The organism is uncultured Metabacillus sp. (genome assembly GCF_947503125.1).
GTDB lineage: Bacteria > Bacillota > Bacilli > Bacillales > Bacillaceae > Metabacillus.
This window is the reverse complement of record NZ_CANNCR010000017.1, coordinates 32,386-54,194: the sequence shown is the minus strand read 5'-3', so window position 1 is coordinate 54,194 and position 21,809 is coordinate 32,386. Positions and strand designations below refer to the sequence as shown.

Sequence of the window (21,809 nt, the reverse complement as noted above, 5' to 3'; positions counted from 1 at the left end):
CTCTTGATATACAATGGATTTCCATATCATGTTATATGGATTATTTTGCTTTTGAAAATGAGGTGACAAATCGTTTTTAATGGTAAATGTATTTTATGAAAATCCCTTTTTTAATACATCCATTGCATTTTCTTTGGAAACAAAGCCTAACTCCTTCCACGCATTTTCAGTTGACCATGGTTTACCTGGATTGTTTGAAACACCATAATAGGTGCCATATTTTACGGTTGATTGAAGCGCGAGATCAAAAAGCTGAACGGTGTCTTCATGAGACAATAACGTATGGTGAAGCCGTTTCTTTTCCTTTACAGCTTTTTGTTCATCCTTTTGAACACTTCCGATCCGCAAATTAATGACAGAAAGATTATGTTCCTTTTCCTGTGCTAAAATATGACCGATATTTTCCGATGCAAGCTTAAGTACGCCATAAAGCCCGCGTGAAAACGGATAATCATCTATGGTAATTTCCCTGCCTAATGTGGAAATTCCATCTTCCTCATAATAATCTGTCGTGTGGTTGCTGCTTGCGAACACAACCTTAGGGATTCCTAACAAAATTGCGGCATGTAAAATATAAAATGAAGCAGTAAAATGAATTTCCGTCATTTTATGAAACTGTTCAATATCCTTTAAATCATTTTCCACTTTAATCGTAAGCAGATTGATCAATGCATCCGTATCCTTTGGGATGCTTTCGAGCAGCGCATCGAAATTTGTTGCATCAACCTGAATGGTGTTTTCCGCTTCGTTTGAAATATTTTTATCTAATACCGTAAACTCATATTTATCACTTAATCGATTTTGAACTATGCTTCCAACCGTTCCAGCCCCGCCAATGATCGTCACTTTTTTCTTCATTGATTTCCTCCATTTATGTGATTAGTACCATGTATAGCCTGCTTCTGGTTATCCTAAACATGGATTGCTGCAAAGGTTTTAAACCTTGCTCAATAAGCGTACAGCCTTAAAACGATCGGGCAGCTTTAAACTAATCAAATGCAACTGGAAGTTCTGTCAGTGACCTAAACGCAATTAATTTTCTCCATTGCAAATCATCAGCAGCTAGTCGGAGGTTAGGCAATTGCTGAACAAGTTCCTGAATGGCAATCTGTGCTTCAATACGTGCCAATGAAGCACCTAAACAAAAGTGCGGGCCATACCCAAACGCAAGATGGGGGTTGGGTTTCCGAGTAATATCAAGCATATGCGCATCAATGAATGTCTTTGGATCACGATTGGCAGCACCTAAAAATAGATAGACATGCTCCCCTTTCTTAATGGTCGTTTGTTCAAGCTCAATATCTTCAGATGCGATTCGTGCCGTCAGTTGGGTTGGGCTCTCATAACGCAAAAATTCCTCAACAGCCACTTTAATAAGCTCTGGTTTTTCCTTTAGCTTTATTAGCTGCTCAGGATGTTGTAATAAGATGAGGATGGAATTGCTAATAAGGTTTACAGTTGTCTCATGGCCGGCAATCACAAGTAAAATACATGTTGAAAGTAATTCCTCGCTTGTTAACTTCTCCCCATCTGTTGCTTCCTTACTTAATAGGCTGATGAGGTCATCCTTTGGGTTAAGCGCTCGCATTTCGATAAGCTCATTAAAATAGGCCGCTGCTTCAATCATTGAATCATTTCCATTTTGTAACACTTTTTTTGATCGGGTAAAATCAATTGTTTGAATTAAGCATGCGGCCATATCTCTAAATCGATGTCGCTCATCTGAAGGTACTCCTAGTATATTTGCGATTATGAGGCTTGCTAATGGAAAAGCATACTCTGAAACAATGTCGATTCTTTTCTTTTTTCGAATACAATTTAATAAATCATGAACCGCTTCTCTTATATATGGTCGATAATACTCCACAGCTTTAGAGGTAAACCCTTTGCTAATCAACATCCGTAATCGCATGTGGTCAGGTTGATTCTTAAAAAGCACCATATTATTCTGTATATTTTTCAACTGCTCATATTTCCTTGTAGTCTGAGGAAGGGGGATTCGATTTTTAAATCTGGGATCCTTAAGAATTGCCTGCACCTCATCATAGCCGGTTACATACCAGCCCGGATATTTTAATAAACTCCCCCTGCATATCGGATGCTCGGAACGCAGCTTATCGTAAAATGGATAAGGATTGCAAAAAAATTCTGAAGAAGTAAGGGAAAATTCTTCATGCCTTTGATTTAACATTTTCTCTATCTGCACCCTTTCCAATCTTGTTCTATGTATCTATTAAATTTTGCTTCAGTCCGAACCGATTGCTAAGTAATGGCATGTCTATGTGATCCTGTGCCATTTTTAGAAGGCCTTCTTTTGTTATCTCTTTTAGCTTTGGTGTGATACCTAATATAGGCACATTGCATACTTCTTCTATAACATTCGGATTTGTTTTTTCTGCAAGATCTGGGTGATCGCCAATGCCGTTTATCACAATTCCGGCGACCTCAATCCCCATGCTTTTTGCATATTGAACCGTAAGAAACGTATGATTGATCGTCCCAAGATTAGGTCGTGCTACAATCACAATTGGCAGCTTCAAGGCTTTTATTAAATGACTAACTAAAAAACGATCACCTAACGGAACTGCAATACCGCCAGCACCTTCAATAATGAAATATTCGTGTTTTCCCTTTATCTTTTCCCAATGGTTTACCACCTCTTCAAGGCCTACAGTCTTTTCTTCAAGCCTCCCTGCCACAAATGGAGCAAGCGGCTCAGCAAATTCAAACGGGGTAATGTCCTGATGGGATAAAGATGATTCTGACATTTGCTTTAGTAAACTCGTATCGCTTTGTGGATGTGAACGGGAGATCCCGCTTAATAATGGTTTAAAAACGCCAACATCTATTCCCTTCTCAATCAATGCAGCGGCAAGTCCGCAAGCTATAATGGTTTTTCCTACTCCTGTATCTGTTCCAGTTACAAAGAAACCCTTCATTTAATCATGTTCAACTCTTTTCCTACTAAATTAAATGTCTCAAGCAAGTAATTGATCTCATTTGAACAGTGCTCCGTGGTGACGGTTAATCGAATACGACTTTCTCCGATGGCTACAGTTGGAGGTCGGATCGCAGGTGCAAAGATACCCTTTTCCTGAAGCTTTTCTGCAAATGCTACAGCCTTTTGCGCATCACCGACAATAACTGGAATAATCGGTGTTACAGTCCCCTTTACAGTAAAGCCGATTTCTTCCAAGCCTTTTTTAATCTGTAATACGTGTGCTCGCAGCTGCTGGCGCTTTTCTTTACTTTGTTCAATAATATCCAAAGCGGTATAAGAAGCAGCACAGCTCGTGGGCGGTATCGCTGTTTGAAACATAAATGTGCGGGCGTGATTGACAAGAAAATCGATTAAAACCTTAGAACCTGCGACAAAGCCGCCTTCTGATCCAATTGCTTTACTTAACGTTCCAATGACCACATCAGGCATTACCCCGAAATACTCACATGTCCCCCTGCCGTATTCTCCTAAAACACCTGTAGCATGGGCATCGTCAACAATTACGCAGGCTTGATAGCTTTTAGCAAGTGCCATGATCTTATTCAAAGGTGCAATCGTGCCGTCCATACTAAATACTCCATCTGTTACAATAAACCGGCGTTGGTAAGATGCTGTTTCTTTCAGTTTTACTTCAAGGTCATTCATATCAATATGTTTATAGATAACGGTATCAGCTTTTGAAAGGCGGCAGCCATCGATAATGCTGGCATGATTTAATTGGTCACTTAAAATGACATCCCCTTTTTCAGGCAGTGATGATAAGACACCAATATTAGCTAAATAGCCGCTTGAAAATAAAAGTGCTGCTTCCGTTTGCTTGAAGTCCGCAAGACGTTGTTCAAGTTTTTCATGCCACTCAGAATTACCTGTTGTTAATCTTGAGCCGCTGCTTCCAACACCCGATTCATCCAGTGTCCTCCTTGCTGCAGAAATCAACCGTTTATCTTTTGCCAGCCCTAAATAATCATTTGACGAATAGACAATTTGTTTATTGATTGTTTGTAAATGCCGATACAATCCAGCCTTTATCATCTTTTCCAATCGCTTATTTAACCAGCTGTCAGCTTTCAACATTTGTTACCTCATTAATTGCTTGTTTCATGATCGTTACCATTGCTTCCAGCTCACTGATTGAACTGGCAAGCGGAGGCATAAATACGATCACATCACCCAATGGTCTCGTGAGCATGCCAATCTCTCTCATTTTTAATGAAACATGATACCCTAAGCGATTTTCGACAGGAAAAGGTTCTTTCGTTTCCTTAGATTGAACAAGTTCAATTCCACACATAAAACCAAGCTGTCTGATCTCTCCAACATGCGGGTGTAAATACAGCTCTTGAAGAAGCAAATGAAGTTCCTGCGATTTTCTAAATACCTGATCAACGATTTTTTCCGCTTCAAACAAACGTAAATTTTCCAGTGCTGCTGCACAGCCAAGCTGATTTCCCGTATAAGAATGACCATGGAAAAAGGTTTTTAACTTTTTATAGTCATCATAGAACGCCTTGTAAATTTCCTCTGTTGTAAATGTTGCCGCAATTGGCAAATAGCCTCCTGTGATACCCTTTCCAGCTGCCATTATATCCGGCTGTACATGCTCATGTTCACAGGCAAACATTTTCCCAGTGCGGCCAAAGCCTGTGGCAACTTCATCAACAATCATCAGGACATCATATTTTGTACAAAGCTCACGCACACCGGCTAAAAAGCCTTCTGGCATAATGATCATCCCTGCTGCTCCCTGGACCATCGATTCAATGGAAAGCGCGGCTATTTCTTGGTGCTTTTCAATCAGCAGTTGTTCAAGTGTATGTAAACATTCATCGCGACACTGTGAAGGATTGCCGCTTTCGGAACGATATACGTAAGGAATAGGCGCCTTAAAGCTCTCAAACATTAAAGCCCCGTATACATGATGGAAAAGCTCGATTGACCCAACACTCACAGCACCAATCGTATCGCCATGATAACCATTTTGCATTGAGATAAATTTTTGCTTCTCCGGTTTGCCTATGTTTTTCCAATATTGAAAAGCCATTTTCAGCGCAATTTCCATTGCTTCTGCACCGCTATTTGAATAAAAAACACGTGTCAGCTTCTCGGGAGTTAGTTCAATTAGCTTTTCAGCCAGCTCTGTTGCTGGAACATTTGTCATGCCTAATAAAGTGGAATGAGCAATTTTTTCAAGCTGCTTTTTAATCGCATCATCTAATTCCTTCTTACGATGACCATGTACATTAAGCCAAACTGAAGAAAATCCATCAAAATATTCCTTGCCATAAATGTCTTTTACTTTTATTCCATTCCCACTCTCAATGATCAGTGGATTTTCATCATAATCTTTCATTTGAGTGAAGGGCAGCCAAAGATGCTTCTTGCTTTTTTCAATCAATTCTTGTGTCATTCTCTTCCTCCCATTCAATGAAAATTGGCTGTTTTTCCAAATAGTTTATGTAGGAGTTTACATCATGGAAGGTATCAACAAAGAATATTCGACAGCCATGTTCATCACCGTATTCTTTTAGCTTTGTGATCCGCTGATAGCCTATCTTTCTACTTGCAACATAGCCGGTTATATAATCTGGATCATCTGACCAGCATAATTCCGCAATAGTAGCCGGATGCTCACTTACCTTTGTTGCAAGTGCAAGCGCCTCTTTTAATCTTGAATGCTGCGGCAATTGATAGTGATTAGCCCAGTTATTAAAATCATTATCAACCCAGTCCATCCTTGACACACGCACACCTTTAGCACTTCTCTTGTCAATTCGTTTCCCTGAATGACTATCGATCAAAATAGCTCCTCTAATCCCGGAACAATCGGCCATCTGCTCTAATGCTTTATCTATGATCTTCTTTGGGACACCAGACTTCTCTAGGAGGCGGCAGGCTAGTACTCGACCAATTTCTGCTGATTCAACTTCATTTGTCTGAACGGTTAACGGCTGTAATCGTTTTATCTGCTCATTTAATAATTCAAACTGAATTTGCATAAACTCCGGTTTTCCTCTTGAATGGGTTAATCCCTTTTCCAACAATGCATTCACTGCTTGTTGAAGACCGCTATAAGGTGAAAGCAGTTCACCTCCAGATATATGCTTTCCGCCATGTTCATGAGCTCCGTCCTTTGAAGCTCTCATTCTTACGCTATAAAACTTGTCATCTAGCATAACTTTTATCCTCTTTCTTATCATTTGATTCTATCACCTAGGCTCAAAGAGAAACTTTTATATATGTCAACCTAAATGAATAAAAGGTTAACAATTAAATAGTAAGATTGTTATTTCATTCTGTCAATATTATGCGTGACATTGGGTAAAAGGACTTATCAATCTTCAAGATTATTTTTGTATAAAAAACATTAAAGAAAACTTGGCTTGCGCCAAGCCTTTAGGCGCAGTGCGGCTGCCTAGTTGCACTTATACTTCATTCTTAAAATTTGCCACTACGTCGAATTTTCTCCTGCGCTGCAAATTTATACTCCCTCTTAACGTACAAAAAAGATGATCGCCCATTAAAGAACGATCATCTTTTTTATTATCATGCTATGCACTATAACGTTCCTGTTCAATTTGTTTTAATGACTTTCCTCTCGTTTCCGGCGCCATGACAAATCCTATTACTGCAGCGATAACGAGGAATCCAATCATAATTAATCCGGAAATCTTAAAGCCGAGCAGTGAAATCATGGTTGGAACGGCTAATGAAATTAGTCCTACCGCAATACGCGCGATACAGAATAAAAAGCCTTGTGCTTTGGCACGGTATTTCGTATGGAATAATTCACTTGCCCATAACCCGTAGAAAGCTTGTGCACCGAAGCCTGCTGCAACTCCCCACAAAATGACGAAGATGAAGAGCTCCGCATATCCCATGCTGCCTAATGAAAGAACCGCCCAAGCGATAATTCCCATGGCAGCACCAACCGTATATAATGCCTTGCGACTTACCTTATCACCTAATTTAATAAACACAAAATAAGTGGAAGCAACAGTTAATACCCATAAAAATGCTTGCAGCAGGTTTGCTTGTGCTGCTGAAAGTCCGCCGACTGTCTCATAAATATATGGCATGAAATAGCCCATCACACCGGCAACTAAATTCCAAAACACATAGATTCCGAGCAATAATGTGATTGCTTGACGATTTGCTTTAATTGTAAACAATTCTTTAATTGGATTTTCTGCTTTTTGTCCAGAAGCTTTCATTTTGGCTTCTTTTTGTTTCTCTTCTTCCCAAATTGTTGATTCATTGATCTGCTGTTGTAAAATCCATGTTATTAAAGCGATTACAAACAATTGAGCAAAGATAATCCGGCTTCCAAGAAGACCTAACGGCGCTAATGCTACAGATAATAACAAGGAAACAGCCGGACCGATTGACCATGCTAATTGTCCAAATCCAACCCGTGCAGCCCGTTCATTGTCAGGTGCTTCTTCGGCAATATACGTCCACGCAGCTGGAATGGCAGCGCCAACAGCAATTCCTGTAATAATATAACCGATTAATAGCATCGGAAAATTGAATGAGAACGTAATCAACAAGACACCAAGCATATAGACAAGAAGATCATATTTATAAATTAATTTCCGTCCGAATTTATCAACTAAAATACCGCCAATTAATGCCCCGATTGCGGCGCCAAATCCGTTTGCACTTAATGCACCTAGCAACCCAAGTTTAAAATCATCCAAATTTAAATATTCCATCCAAAGCGTTAGTCCGCCGGCACCTGCCACAATAGAACCTGCTTCTAAGTAGTTCGACATCGCTACCGTTATCGTAGACTTCATTCCTTTTTTACCAGCCATAGAAGTTTCTCCTTTCACTATAAAAATCAATTTTTTAAGCTAAATAAAACACATTCTTTAACTCTTTTGACACGGGACTGTTATCTGGATTTGTTTCCATTAACGGCTCCATGTAGGCCCACCATTTTTTGCAAATTTCCGTATCAGCCATCTTGCCCCATTTCTCTTCATCTTCCACCTCTAAATAGGCAAATAGCTGTCCTGTTTCTTGATCTAAAAAGATTGAATAATTATGCGCGCCATGTGCTTTTAATTCCTTTTCCATTTCAGGCCAAATTTCATCATGGCGCCGTTTGTATTCTTCATATTGATCCTTATATACATACATGATGCTTGCTTTTCTAATCACATTAATACCTCCAATTCCACTATTCCTCACCAATCAGCCATTTCCATTTACCAAAAAGAAAAGCCCTTTCATTAAATGGAAAGCGATTGCTGATTACGCTTTCTTTTGATTACTCTTACTATATAAAACTTTCATTATAGTTGGTAGGAGACAAAACTAAGGTTGGGGGGAGAATATTAAGATGTTTGGAAGGGATTTCAATTGTTCATAAGAAAAGTGAAAGGCGCTAAGCATTCGTCGACAAGCATAAGGCGAATCGGAATAGAAGGTGTTCTTTACCTTCCATTCCGATTTGACTAAACCTTAGATCCGATGGCGCCTGGAGCTAGACGCAATAACTAAGTACAAATTTTCTTTCTTAAAGTGAAACAAAGGGCCAGTCCCCCAAAAACACAATATAGGATCTCTAATAGTTAGAAACTCCCTATATTGATGTTTGTTAGGGGGACAGGCCCTTTAAAATGACAGTCATTCCCTATTGCTCTCTCATTTTAAAATGCAGTTCACGATATTGGGAAGGTGACTGTCCGTACCATTGTTTAAACAGGCGGCTAAAATATTTCGTATCCTGATAGCCTAGCTGTGCTGAAATATCATAAACTTTCAGCTCTGTCGTTGCTAAAAGATCTTTTGCCTTTTCGAGGCGGCATTTTGTTACATAATCTAAAATGGTTTCACCTGTTTGTGCCTTAAAAAAGTTGCTGAAATAAGTTGGGCTCATATATACATGCTCAGCGATCTTTTTTATCGTAATGTTTTCACCAAGGTTTTGCTGGATCCAGTCTTTAGCGCGCTGTATTGGATCTGAGTCTTCGTTCTTTCTTTCGTCAATTTTCTTTTTCATCTGCAGCACCCAAAGCTTGATGCTGTCACCTAGCTGATAAAAATTTGCTGCACGCTTTGTCAGCTGAAGAGCTCCTGGCAAAAGATCAGGTGTCTCGCCAAATCCGGCAAACTCAAGCCAACGGTTTACAATCTGCAAGCATAAATAATGGACAGCATCCTCGATTAATGCTGGTGATTTTATTGTTCCAATTTCCTGAAAAAATCCTTGTAAGGCCTTCTTGGTTTCTGCTTCGCTTTTTCCTTCTAGGGCAGAAATGATTTGTTGGACATGTTTATATACAGACGCTGTTATGGTTTTTGATTGTTGAACAGACAATTGTTTTACCAACTCAGTATGAAAGACTTTATTTCCGCCTTCAATGATCCGATATTGTAAAAACGATAGGAGCTGATCCTTTATCGTTGTTAATAAGGTCATATCATTAAATTTATCACTTATTGCAATCGAAACCGTAAAGGGAGTTGTCCGCACTACCTTGCCTTTAGCTTCAGTGAATGCATTGCTCGTTTTCTTATCAAAGGCTGAATCGGTTACCTCCTTATCAAGCAGCAAAAGCCAATACTGAAACTTGCCGCTCCTCCACCACCAGTGGGTATAACATTCAATGGACTGTGTAAAAATCGCTTCTAATTCACGATCCCAATTTTCCGCTTCATCCTTTGCCTTAAAGATAGAAGGATACTGATCAACACTAATATGAGCTAATTTATAGGTCCCTTTAGGAAATTGCTCGGTCCAATCGATAAGAGATAGGTCAAGCTCATCATTCCAGGTTACTTCACTTAAAAACTGAATTTGCTTTGTATAGGTCAACTGTGATGCTTTTTCCTGCACTTCACTCCACTGTCGTTCCTCTTCTCGCTTACGATAAATCTTTTGTTTGACTTCCTCCATTTGTTCAGCAAACTGAATTTTATCGATTGGTTTTAAAATATAATTAACAGCTCCTTCGCGCATAGCCGTTTGCAAATACGAAAAATCATCATAACCACTAACAATAACTGCAGTAAACGAATATGTTCTTTTTAACTGGTTTACAAGAGTCAACCCATCCATTTCAGGCATCTGCACATCAGTTATCAGAAGATCAAAATCGATTGATTCATTTGTCATTTCGTCTAAGGCTTCCTTGCCATCTGAGAATGTCGCAATGATTTCCCATTCCTCGCCACAGGATTGAACAAGGCGTTCCAATCTTCGGCGAATGCGGCTTTCATCATCCACAATAACTGTTCGAATTAAAGGCATTATCCATCACCATTTTCCTTTTTAACTAACAACGGTATTTTGATTATGACTTCTGTTCCTTGCTCTTCCTTGCTAGTGATTGTTAATCCATAGTTACTGCCATACATCATCACAATTCTCGCATGAACATTTGTTAATCCAAATCCTGAATCACGGTTAATCATTGGGTCTTTATTCAAAAGATCCTTTAATTTCGATAGATCTTCTTCCTTAATTCCCGGACCATTGTCACGAATCACGAACACCATTGCATGATCGGTTTCATCTTTGTTAACTTCTATTTCTAAGTTAAGTGCCTTTCTTTTTTGCATGCCATATTTAATCGAGTTCTCGACAATTGGCTGCAGGATAAACTTAGGAGTTAAGTATAAATCCTGTTCCTGATCCTTGTGAATGCTGAATGAAATCCTTTCTTCAAAACGAAATTTTTGCAGGGTCAAATAATCTTCAATATGAAGAACCTCTTGAGAAATCGGCACAATCTTATCCTTATTACTAAGGGAAAAACGCAGCATCCTTCCTAAAATAGCCACCATATCAACGACTAAATCGGATTCGCCATCCTCTATTGATGCTCCAATCGTTTCCAATGTGTTGTACATGAAATGAGGGTTGATTTGCGATTGAAGCGCATATAATTCAGCCTCTTTTTGCCTGATTTCAATATTGTCATTTTTTTTGATTTGGTCTCTTAGCTTTGTTATCATTGATTGAAAGCTTGAAGCCAGCACTCCAACCTCATCCCTTGAGTGGATCGGGATCTTAATATGGAGATTTCCTTTTTCAACATCCTTCATCTTCTTCCCAAGTACGTTTATTGGTTTTGTCACACTCCATGCAACAATAATTGAAATCAAGGTCGTAATCACAACAAGGATGAGGAAAATAATAATCGCTGCATTTCTTACGACATCTGTTCGTTCTGTTAAATAGTTAATCGGGATACGATGAACCAATATCCATTGTTGTTTTGATGATTGATTAATACTAATCAAGGTTCTCTCATTTGCTGTGTTTGTACGGAAACTCCCGTTTAAAAGAGGGTATTGATTTAGTTCTTCAAAATATGTGCCAATTTTCGTTTGATCCGGATGGTAGATAATCTGCCCTTGATCATCCATTACCCACATCAGGGCTTTGTCTTCTTCATCTAAATCTTGAAGGATTTCTTCAATAAACGTCAGCTTAACAGCCAAAAACATGGTTCCGAGCGTTTCCCTGTTATCAAGGTCGATAATTTCTTTTACTAACAGCATATATGGCGGGTTCCCCTCAAACGTCAAGTTGACCTGGTTTGGCAGCAGTACCTTTGTATCCCCTCCTAAATCATGGGCCTCTCCATACGGCAGAGGATTTTTCGTAAAATCAAAGCCTTCATATGCTACCCGAGTGCTAATAAAGGAACCATTATTTGATAATAAATAAGCACCTAAAATATTTGCGTTATTGCTCCCAAGATAGGCCCGGGACAGAAAGCTTTCAACCGTAAATTGGTCCTGGAGCAAAGAGGATCGGTCCTCATATGGGCTGGCACGTAAAACTGCCATGACATCACTTGAGTTATAAATCAGATTCGGTAAATTTCCCAGCTCATTTATTTCATTTTCAATGTTTCTATTTGCTTGATTTAAAAGCCTTGGAACATATTCTCCTACCTCTTCTTCGATTGCTTTTGTATTTTGATAGTAAATGATATAGCCTAAGACAGCCATCGGAATCACCGTAAGAAGAATATAGGTAATGATTAATTTCGTTTTCAGCTTGAAGTTTTTTAAACGAACTGCCTCAATCATGTTAGAAATCATATTGATCAATATTCTCCTTCGTAAAATCAATCGGCTGCCCCATGATTACGGTATCCTCTTTTACTCTGACATTGCCTATATTCGAAATATATTGATTATCACTAATTTTGTTCCCTTCTAATAACTCCTTGGCAATACTAACTGTTAAATAGCCGAGCTTCTTTGGACTCCACAGGGTGACAACCTGCGCGGAACCGTCCTTTATATATTCTCTCATCAAATTTGGTGTGGATAAGCCCACCACTGTAATCTCACCAGATTTGTTAATGTCTTTAACAGCTTGAGCTGCTGCAGGAGGGCCAACAGATGAGCTTCCAATAATACCTGTTAATTCCGGATGTTGTTTTAATAATTCAGTTGCCGCCTTATAGGCTTGCTTCGGGTCATCATTTGATTCAACAATATCTACGAGCTTCATGTTCGGGTAGTTTTCTTGCTGTTGAACATTCATCCAATAGATCCACTCATTTAAATTCGCGGCCTCCTTAGACCCGGTGATAATAGCATAGCTGCCCCGCTCATTGACTCTTGATGATAACGCATCCATAATATGGCGCCCTAATATTTCCGGATCAACCATGTTAATAAACAGCTCGCGATACTGGTTATTCGCATCTGAATCCCATGTAATTACTCTGATCCCCTGGTTCCTAGCTCTCTTTAAAACAGGACCAAGCTTTTCGGGATCATTTGCAGAAACAGCGATTAGGTCTACCTTTTGCTCGATATATCCTTCGATAATGGCTTCTTGCTGTTTCCAATCTGCAATTAAAGAACCAGAATAAAGCACGTTAACACCTAAATCCTTTCCAGCTTCATAAACCCCTTCTTCTACTGCATTAAAATAAGGAATCCCGCTAACCTTTGGAATAACGGCAATCGTGTATGTTTTATGGCGTTGATGTGCTGGCTCTTGCTGCTGTTCTTTTTCACCGTTGTATATAACTTCGTACTGTGTTGTTTGCGGTATAAAATTGCACCCGCTTACAAATAACAATAGAATTATACAAAATAATACTCGAAAAAACATTTGCTTCTCTCCTAATACATAAAAGTAAACATTCATTCATTTTTATTATATCAATAAAATCGTAAGTGTCTTTAATTAGTGTTTTTTCTTTACTATAGGCAATGTTTAAAGCTCCAATTCATTTCATTTTCTATATACCAACAAAGTTTCCAATAACCTCCTTTTCCAATATGACATTTGTCATACTTTGCACATGACAACTATGTCTGCAAAAACCATGCCATGCCCTCTATAATTAAGGTAACAATTGCTGAAGGGAACTAAAAAAATGACCAAACAATTACAAAAAAATTTGCGGAAGCAAGTTGCTCCTTTTGAAAAATCAAATACAAAAGCTAGTGTGATACAGCTTATTAATACATTGGGACCGTTTCTTATTTTGTGGATTCTTGCTTATCAAAGCCTAAGCATTTCTTATTTTCTTACATTAGGCTTAACAGTTATTGCGGCAGGGTTTCTTGTAAGGGTTTTTATCATCTTCCATGACTGCTGTCATTACTCTTTTTTTAAAAATCGGACAGCCAATAAAATTGTTGGGACAATTACAGGTGTATTAACACTGTTTCCTTATAGTCAATGGCAGCATGATCACTCGATCCATCATGCAACAAGCGGAAATTTAGATAAACGCGGGACAGGCGATATTTGGGTGCTGACTGTTGATGAATATTTGGCTGCACCGTTATGGCGTAAAATTGTCTACCGCCTATATCGAAATCCTATCGTTATGTTTGGGTTAGGTCCAATCTATGTTTTTTTGATCATGAATCGCTTTAATAAAAAAGGGGCAAGAAAGAAGGAACGGCTGAACACTTATATTACCAACCTTTCTATCGCAGCCTTAGCGGGAATTCTTTGTTGGACATTGGGTGTTGAGGCATTTCTTTTAATCCAAGGGCCAATCTTTCTTATTTCAGGGTCTCTAGGCATCTGGCTTTTTTATGTGCAGCATACATTTGAAGATTCGTATTTTGAAGAAAATGAAGAATGGGAATACGTGTTAGCAGCCGTTGAAGGAAGCTCATACTACAAGCTTCCGAAGCTGCTGCAATGGCTGACAGGTAATATCGGCTACCACCATGTTCATCATTTAAGCCCAAGAGTGCCTAATTATATGCTTGAAGAGGCACACAAAACGGCAGAGCCATTACAAAACGTCCCGACAATTACATTAGCGACAAGCTTAAAATCACTTAAATTCAGATTATGGGATGCGAAAAACAAAAGGTTCGTAGGGTTTAATTATTTATCGCAAATCTCCAAATGATCATGTCATTTTCAGGTAAGAGGATTTCTTAGAATCAGTGTGATAAAATAATAATACAATTATCAATGATTAAAGTGGGTTCAAGATGAAAAAAAGGTTTGCGATCTTTCAAAAAAGCAATGGAATTTCCCCATATATTTGGGCGTTTTTAAGTATATTACCGTTTTACTTTATCTTTCAATCATCATCTACGATTGAGATCATTGTTGGGATTATCCTTACGATTTTATTTTTTATCACCTTCAGATATGCTTTTTTAGCAAAAGGATGGCATGTTACTGTGTTGACATGCGTCCTTATCGGCATATCATTTACGTCAACCTATCTTTTCAACTATTTTTATTTTTCATTTTATATTGCCTATTTTATTGGGAATATAAAGAATCGGCTTTCATTTTTGACTTTATATATCATTCATTTGGTCAGCACAGCTGCTTCCATAAACTTCAGTATCGTCTTGCATGAGGATTTGCTGTTAAAGCATTTACCATTTGTGATCATTAGCTGTCTTAGTGTCATCTTTTTGCCATTTAGTATATATAATCGGAAAGAGCGGGGACAGCTGCAAGAAAAATTAGAAGATGCCAACAAGAAAATTTCTGAGCTTGTGAAGCTTGAGGAACGGCAAAGGATTGCTCGTGATCTTCATGATATATTAGGACAAAAGCTATCCATGATCGGATTAAAAAGTGATTTAGCGAGAAAATTAATTTATAAAGATCCCGAACAAGCCCGCAATGAAATGAAGGACGTACAGCAGACGGCACGAACAGCATTGAATGAAGTGAGAAAGCTTGTTTCGGAAATGCGCGGGATTCGTTTAAAAGAGGAAATGCTCCATGTTAAACAAATCCTTAAAGCAGCTGAAATCGATTTAGTGAGTAACGATAACCTCGTGTTAAAAGATGTTCCTTTATTAACTGAGAACATTCTTAGTATGTGCTTGAAAGAGGCCGTTACCAATGTGGTAAGACATAGCGGTGCTTCTACATGCTTTATCTCCGTCAAACAAACCGCAAACGAGATTGAAATCACCGTGAAGGATGACGGAATCGGCTTTATAGCTAATGATAAGTTTACAAAGGGAAATGGACTTGCCGGAATGAAAGAACGCCTTGAATTTGTTAATGGCAGCTTAAATATTATTTCCCAGGAAGGAACAGCTTTGCTGATAAAAGTACCTAATGTCGTAAAACAGGCAGAGGAGGAGCTCATATGATTCGAATTGTCATTGCTGAGGACCAGCAAATGCTTTTAGGTGCCCTTGGCTCTCTTTTAAATTTAGAAGAAGACATGGAAGTGGTCGGAAAAGCAAGCAATGGTGAAGAAGCCCTTGCACTTGTGAAAAAGCACAAGCCTGATGTCTGTATTATGGATATTGAAATGCCTGGAATGACCGGACTCGAAGCCGCTGAGAAGCTTAAAGGCGAGGACTGCAAAGTAATCATCCTAACGACATTCTCCCGATCAGGTTATTTTCAGAGAGCGTTAAAAGCCGGTGTAAGCGGCTATTTATTAAAGGATAGCCCGAGTGAGGAGCTTGCCAGCTCCATTCGCAGCATCATCTCAGGCAGACGCATTTATGCACCTGAGCTAATGGATGACATTTACAGTGAACAAAACCCTTTAACCGAACGCGAAAGAGAGGTTTTAGAGCTCGTGGCCGACGGCATGAACACAAAGGAAATTGCTGATCAGCTTAGCATCAAAACCGGTACGGTCCGGAATTATATCTCTACCATCTTAGAAAAGCTTGATGTGAAAAACCGAATTGAGGCGATTACACAGTCTAAGGAAAAAGGATGGTTTAAATAAGCGCAAAATAGGACTGTCCCCCAAGGGACAGTCCTATTTTAAGTTTCAGCGCACGACCTACCTATTATATATTTAATCCCTCTTTAATATTTAAACCCTCTTTAATGGATTTCAGCGTTATTTCGTTTGACCATTCTGGTTTATCAGGATAAGCGAATACTGAATTTGTTACAATTCCATCAAATTTCATTTCTCTTAATTTCCGATATAGTGCCTCAAAGTTAACTTCCCCTTCTCCAGGGTTCAAATGCTGGTGAATCGTTACATTAGCATTAGGAGGATTCACAATATATCGCAATCCAAATGCTGCTTTATGATTAAGAGTGTCTGCAATTAAAACATGAGCAAGTAAATCTCCGGCTTCTTCCAAGTGTTTCTCTACATCGCCAACACCATCATCATAAAAGAAAGCATGTGCAACAGAATAGACTAACTTAATCCAATCCTTATCAAGAGCACGAATCATTCGAATGGCTTCTGTATTTAACTCAATAAAATCGTTAGGATGGGATTGTAAATTAAGTTTAATCCCCTCTTTTTCAAATAGCGGCATGAGCTCTTCCATTGATTTAACAAAAGCAGCTTCACTATCAACCGGACGGCTTTTATCTCCGGCAAATTCGCTGTTCATTAAATCAACACCTAATTCAGAAGTGATTTCAATACAACGCTTCCAATTTCTTACTGCAGCTTGACGTTCTTCTTCTATAGGTGAAGACCATTGTTGAACAGGAAGGACAGAAGAGATTTTAACGCCGGCATCTAAACAATATCTTTTTAAATCTTTTATCAGCTGCTTATCAACCTTTGGATATTCATAAAACCAAATAAAATCTTTACGAGGTGATAACTCTACATATTCATACCCTAATCTGGCGACTGCATCAATCGTATCTTTTAAATTTGTATTATCACGATAATGTGACGGATCATATGCTAAACGCAATGTAATCATCTCCTTTATTAGCTGTTTGGCGTTAGCCAATATGTGTTGCAACTAGAACAACTATTTATTTCAAGTACATATTTCAGAATGCTTTTTAACTGTATTTGTTTCTTTTCTGCTCCAAGTCGTAATTAAAATGCTGGCAATCAACCCGACTACACCGATAAAGTAAAACCCTGCCGCAATACCAAATTTCGTATTTAAAATACCTGCTACAAAAGGTCCGGAAAACATGCCAATTGCATATAAAGCTTGATAGACTCCCATCGCTGTTGCTCGTTTTTCCTGTGAAATCGTTTCAATTGCTAAACCTAACAGCAGAGGGAATACGATTCCGAGCGAAAATCCATTCAAAGCTTGAATCATCATTAACAACCCTTTTGCTTCAATAAGAGGTGTTAGAAGCGTAAACAATGCTGATGCAAAAAAAGCAATATTTAATGTCTTCCATTTACCTAAAAGTGGAACAATTAGCTTCCCTATAAAAAGTGTTGCAAGCGCATGCGGGATCATAAATATAAAAACGAGCAAACTAATCTCACTTGCGGTAAGACCCATTTTCAAGGCATAAGTAGGAATAAAGCCAAATGTCGTAGTAAAAATAATACCGTGTGCTAAAATAGATAAAAACGACACTTTTAACAGCAACGGTTCTTTTATCACTGACGTAAGGTCGATCACTTTAACCGGCACTCGCGCTTTCTCTTCTTTTCTCTCATAGATGAAAAAAGAAAGGATGGCAGCTAGAAGACTAGTCAATCCACCTATCCAGAACGGAGCTTGCCAGCCCCATTCATTAACGATGATCCCGCTTACACCCATACCTAAAAGTTGAGCTAAGACCACAGCAAAGGAAATGCTGCTCATCGCGCGATGAACTTCGTGATCAACAAAATAACTAGAATATAAGACAGTAAAAACAACCCAAGTTGCTGCTGCAATACCGGCAAGTGAACGTGCGATTAGCACCCAACCCAGGCTATCTGTTAATACATATGCAAAGCAACTGGCGGTACTGATCAACATCCCCATCACAATAAATGGTCTTCTTAGTCTGAAAAGATCTGAGCAAATCCCAATAGGAAGCCTAAAAAGAAATTGCATGAGTCCATAACTGCCTAGCACAATGCCGATAAATGTGTATTTACCACCCATTAACTCGATATGAGGCGTTAGGATTGGCAGATAAATAAAATGCGAGAACCATAATGCAAACGAAACAAATAAAAATATACCCTTATTTCTAACGGAATTAATCACTCTATTATCACTCCGTCTATGAACAAAAGCGCAAGCGCCTTGGTCATCGCCGTACAAACTGGGGGAGCATCGACTGAGATAAAGGAAACACGGTAAGCGAAGCGAACCGATGTTGACTTATCGTAGGGAGATGATCTAAAGTTTGATAGGCGATAGGCGCTGGCAGTCAAAAACGCGACGTCCTGTCGCACTGACTGCACTTGCACATCCTGTGCTTCGGAACTGGATGTCGCAGTGCTTACCCACAGTTCAAGAATTTTATAATTTCCTAAGCTGTTAACAAAAGCGCAAGCGACTTGCTCAATCTAGGAGCTAGACACTGCAACTAGGTACAAATGCTTTCTTGCTTTTTTGATAGAAAGGAGGCTGGCTGAAACAGCCTCCTTTAAACATTACCAGCGTGCTGTTACCATTTTTTTGCGAGTATAAAACTCTACACCATCTGGTCCGTTTGCATGAAGGTCACCATAGAAGGATTTCTTCCAGCCAGAGAATGGGAAGAAGGCCATTGGTGCAGGAACTCCTAAATTCACTCCAAGCATACCCGCATCAATGTCTTCACGGAACTTGCGAACATTGCTGCCATCTTTCGTATAAATACATGCTCCATTTGCAAAATCTGATTCATTCGTAAGAGCAATCGCTTCATCTAACGTGTTTACTCGAACAACTGATAAGACCGGCGCAAAGATTTCTTCCTTCCAAATCGTCATCTCCGTTTTTACATGATCAAAAATAGTCGGACCGACAAAATATCCATTTCCAGATGCTGCTGCATCTTTACGTCCATCACGAACTAATACAGCCCCTTCTTCTTGTCCAATTTCAATGTATTTTTCCGTTTTCGCTTTATGAGAATCACGAATAACCGGCCCTAGGAATACGCCTTCATCCATTCCATTTCCAATGGTGATATTGTTCGCAGCGTCAACTAGTTTTTCCATTAATTCATCGGCTACTTCACCAACTGCTACAACGACTGCCGCCGCCATACATCTTTCTCCGGCAGAACCATAAGCTGCGTTAATAATTTGATTAACTGCACCATCTAAGTCTGCATCTGGCATAACAATTGAATGGTTTTTTGCTCCTGCTAAAGCTTGAACACGCTTACCATGATTGGAAGCTGTTTTATAAACATATTCAGCAACCGGCTGTGAACCAACAAATGAAATTGCTTTTACTCCTGGATGCTCAAGCAATCCATTTACAACATCATGAGCTCCGTGTACGATATTCAATACGCCGTCAGGCAATCCAGCTTCTTTAAATAATTCTGCCAGACGATTTGCCAGTAATGGCGTGCGCTCAGATGGCTTTAACACAAATGTATTTCCGCAAGCAATCGCTAATGGGAACATCCAGCATGGCACCATCATCGGGAAGTTAAATGGCGTGATTCCGCCAACGACACCGATTGGATAGCGGTACATGCCAGATTCAATATTTGTTGCGATATCTGGAAGCTGTTTTCCCATCATTAATGTTGGAGCACCTGCGGCAAATTCAACACATTCAATTCCTCGTTGAACCTCACCATATGCTTCGTTATAGCTTTTTCCATTTTCGATTGTAACCAGGCGTGCTAACTCCTCCCAGTTCTCAACTAGTAATTGCTGATATTTAAAAAGGAGGCGGGCTCTGCGCGGTACAGCTGTTTTGCTCCAAGATTTAAATGCTTCAGCTGCTACTTTAACCGCTTGATCTACATCTTCTCGACTTGAAAGGGGCACATGTGCGATTGTTTCACCTGTTGCCGGATTTGGAACGATCTCTGTTTTTCCTGAGTTTGATTCAACCCAGCTACCACCGATAAAATTTTTAAGGTTTTGTACAGTCACAGTATTTGTCATAATAAAGACTCCTCCTAACTTTTTTATCTGCCATTCTATTTAAAATTAAGGCAGCGTTATCATTCACACCCTCATGTAAAAGACTGAAGGTCTTTCTTTTTTGCAAAAATCATTAGCTTTCAATGTAATCGATTTCAGTGAAAAGGAATAATTTCTTACCTTACAAGACTCATTTTATATGATTCTATTCTTTTTGTAAACGCTTTTTCTATGATTTCTTTCTTTTTTTTATCATTCATTTTTATAAAAAACATTGTAAAATCCCCTATTTCTCAAGAGGTAAGCTGAAAGACAAATAAATTGCCGCTTCATTTTCCACTTACATCATTTTTCTTTTTTCACATATATTAATCAAATTAATTAGAAATCGATTTCAATTACATCCTTTAAAAACAGCCCCATTAATACCGTTAAATCAATTCCAAAGTCTTTCCAGCCTTCAGCTTAGGATTGCAGGACTCTCTGATAATCAATTCATCCTTTAATACAATTTTTTTCTTAGTCAACTTTTCTCCATTGATCAAACCTAACAACAGCTCCATTGCTTTCATACCAATCTTATATTTAGGCTGATTAATCGTTGTTAAATTTGGTTCATGGATTATCGACATTTTTATATTATCAAATCCTACCACTGCAAGATCCTCTGGAACAGATAATCCGCTGTCCTTTGCAGCCCTTATCGCCCCCATCGCCGTTTCATCATTAAAGGCAAAAACAGCTGTTGGCGGGACTTCAAACGCCAGTAATTTCATCATTTGATGATAGCCGGATTCAAAGGTCGAATTACCTTCTTGTATATAGGCTGATTCTACCTCTAGATCATGGCTTAACAACGCCTGCTTGTATCCTTTTATCCGGTCCTTGCTTAATATATTATGAAGAGGTCCGGAAATATGGGCAATTTTCGTATGTCCCAGCTTGATTAGATGTTCGGTCGCCTTTCTTGCACTGCTAATATTATCAATCGATACGGTTGGAATATTTAAGCCATCCATGTATTCACAGGCAAGCACGATAGGAAAATGGTCAGCAATCTCTTCCATTTCTGTTTTATTAAGCCGGGCAGTTAATAGAACCATCCCATCTGCCTGCTTCTGCTGCAATAGATTAATATATTCCTTCTCCCTTTCAATATCATTTTCGGTATCCCCTAAAATAACCTGATAACCATGACTGACAGCAACATGTTCAATCCCACGCAGAACCTTTGAAAAGAACGGGCTTGTGATATCTGGAACGACCACAAGAATGATTTTCGTTTCCTTAGTGCGGAATTGCCTTGCCACAATATGAGGCTTGTAATTTACTTGATTAATGACATCCATCACCTTTTCGCGTGTTTCTTTGCTGACAAGCTCAGGATTGCTAAGCACCCGCGATACGGTGGCAGGCGATACCTTTGCTAGTTTTGCCACATCGCTCATTTTCATCCCTAATCACCTCTTTCACCTTTAGTTTAGTTCTTTAAGTAGACATATTGTCATTGTAATCGATTTCAAATCTTGCTTTTATTTTATATGACCGACTAATTTTTGTAAACGAATACTTGGATTAAATGCCTAAAATAAAAG

General features: G+C 39.0%; 18 protein-coding genes. 3 read left to right on the top strand and 15 right to left on the bottom strand.

Annotated features, from left to right (window positions below):
* Window positions 1–93: 93 nt before the first annotated feature.
* The 11 genes from Q1B07_RS13340 to Q1B07_RS13290 form a co-directional block, all read right to left on the bottom strand.
* Window positions 94–858, bottom strand: coding sequence for an NAD(P)-dependent oxidoreductase (locus tag Q1B07_RS13340; RefSeq protein ID WP_299090608.1), 765 nt, complete (start codon window positions 856–858; stop codon window positions 94–96).
* A gap of 130 nt (window positions 859–988) precedes the next feature.
* The gene (locus Q1B07_RS13335; protein WP_299090606.1) at window positions 989–2,191 is read right to left on the bottom strand and encodes a cytochrome P450; all 1,203 of its coding nucleotides are present in this window, start codon (window positions 2,189–2,191) and stop codon (window positions 989–991) included.
* Window positions 2,192–2,222: 31 nt separating this feature from the next.
* Window positions 2,223–2,939, bottom strand: coding sequence for a dethiobiotin synthase (gene bioD / locus Q1B07_RS13330; RefSeq protein ID WP_299090605.1), 717 nt, complete (start codon window positions 2,937–2,939; stop codon window positions 2,223–2,225).
* Window positions 2,936–4,072, bottom strand: coding sequence for an 8-amino-7-oxononanoate synthase (gene bioF / locus Q1B07_RS13325; protein ID WP_299090672.1), 1,137 nt, complete (start codon window positions 4,070–4,072; stop codon window positions 2,936–2,938). The genes bioD and bioF overlap by 4 nt, the downstream gene beginning before the upstream one ends.
* Window positions 4,062–5,408 (bottom strand): adenosylmethionine--8-amino-7-oxononanoate transaminase, encoded by a 1,347-nt coding sequence (bioA, locus tag Q1B07_RS13320; RefSeq protein WP_299090602.1) that lies wholly within the window; start codon window positions 5,406–5,408, stop codon window positions 4,062–4,064. The genes bioF and bioA overlap by 11 nt, the downstream gene beginning before the upstream one ends.
* A complete protein-coding gene (gene bioW / locus Q1B07_RS13315) occupies window positions 5,389–6,174 on the bottom strand; it encodes a 6-carboxyhexanoate--CoA ligase (RefSeq protein ID WP_299090600.1) in 786 nt (261 codons plus the stop codon). The genes bioA and bioW overlap by 20 nt, the downstream gene beginning before the upstream one ends.
* 375 nt (window positions 6,175–6,549) lie before the next feature.
* Complete coding sequence (locus Q1B07_RS13310) at window positions 6,550–7,815, bottom strand: MFS transporter (RefSeq protein WP_299090598.1); 1,266 nt, start codon at window positions 7,813–7,815, stop codon at window positions 6,550–6,552.
* A gap of 34 nt (window positions 7,816–7,849) precedes the next feature.
* Window positions 7,850–8,164 (bottom strand): L-rhamnose mutarotase, encoded by a 315-nt coding sequence (gene rhaM / locus Q1B07_RS13305; protein WP_299090595.1) that lies wholly within the window; start codon window positions 8,162–8,164, stop codon window positions 7,850–7,852.
* Window positions 8,165–8,639: 475 nt separating this feature from the next.
* The gene (locus tag Q1B07_RS13300) at window positions 8,640–10,259 is read right to left on the bottom strand and encodes a helix-turn-helix domain-containing protein (protein WP_299090593.1); all 1,620 of its coding nucleotides are present in this window, start codon (window positions 10,257–10,259) and stop codon (window positions 8,640–8,642) included.
* A complete protein-coding gene (locus Q1B07_RS13295; protein WP_299090591.1) occupies window positions 10,259–12,064 on the bottom strand; it encodes a sensor histidine kinase in 1,806 nt (601 codons plus the stop codon). Before Q1B07_RS13295 ends, Q1B07_RS13300 begins: the two co-directional genes overlap by 1 nt.
* Window positions 12,054–13,094 (bottom strand): autoinducer 2 ABC transporter substrate-binding protein, encoded by a 1,041-nt coding sequence (locus Q1B07_RS13290; RefSeq protein WP_299090589.1) that lies wholly within the window; start codon window positions 13,092–13,094, stop codon window positions 12,054–12,056. The genes Q1B07_RS13295 and Q1B07_RS13290 overlap by 11 nt, the downstream gene beginning before the upstream one ends.
* 268 nt (window positions 13,095–13,362) lie before the next feature.
* On the opposite strand from Q1B07_RS13290, the gene Q1B07_RS13285 reads away from it, so the two are divergent.
* From Q1B07_RS13285 to Q1B07_RS13275, 3 genes are all read left to right on the top strand, one after another.
* Window positions 13,363–14,361, top strand: coding sequence for a fatty acid desaturase (locus tag Q1B07_RS13285; protein WP_299090586.1), 999 nt, complete (start codon window positions 13,363–13,365; stop codon window positions 14,359–14,361).
* Window positions 14,362–14,446: 85 nt separating this feature from the next.
* Window positions 14,447–15,580 (top strand): sensor histidine kinase, encoded by a 1,134-nt coding sequence (locus Q1B07_RS13280; protein WP_299090583.1) that lies wholly within the window; start codon window positions 14,447–14,449, stop codon window positions 15,578–15,580.
* Complete coding sequence (locus Q1B07_RS13275; RefSeq protein ID WP_299090580.1) at window positions 15,577–16,176, top strand: response regulator transcription factor; 600 nt, start codon at window positions 15,577–15,579, stop codon at window positions 16,174–16,176. Before Q1B07_RS13280 ends, Q1B07_RS13275 begins: the two co-directional genes overlap by 4 nt.
* Before the next feature lie 64 nt (window positions 16,177–16,240).
* On the opposite strand, the gene Q1B07_RS13270 is transcribed toward Q1B07_RS13275, so the two are convergent.
* From Q1B07_RS13270 to Q1B07_RS13255, 4 genes are all read right to left on the bottom strand, one after another.
* Window positions 16,241–17,122, bottom strand: a complete 882-nt coding sequence (locus tag Q1B07_RS13270; RefSeq protein WP_299090577.1) for a sugar phosphate isomerase/epimerase — start codon at window positions 17,120–17,122, stop codon at window positions 16,241–16,243.
* A gap of 69 nt (window positions 17,123–17,191) precedes the next feature.
* Window positions 17,192–18,382 carry an MFS transporter gene (locus tag Q1B07_RS13265; RefSeq protein ID WP_299090575.1) on the bottom strand — a complete coding sequence of 397 codons (1,191 nt, stop codon included), beginning with the start codon at window positions 18,380–18,382 and terminating at the stop codon, window positions 17,192–17,194.
* A 392-nt stretch (window positions 18,383–18,774) separates the two neighbouring features.
* A complete protein-coding gene (locus tag Q1B07_RS13260; protein ID WP_299090572.1) occupies window positions 18,775–20,235 on the bottom strand; it encodes a CoA-acylating methylmalonate-semialdehyde dehydrogenase in 1,461 nt (486 codons plus the stop codon).
* Window positions 20,236–20,645: 410 nt separating this feature from the next.
* On the bottom strand, window positions 20,646–21,668 hold the full coding sequence (locus Q1B07_RS13255) for a LacI family DNA-binding transcriptional regulator (protein WP_299090569.1): 1,023 nt from the start codon (window positions 21,666–21,668) through the stop codon (window positions 20,646–20,648).
* Between the last annotated feature and the right edge of the window lie 141 nt (window positions 21,669–21,809).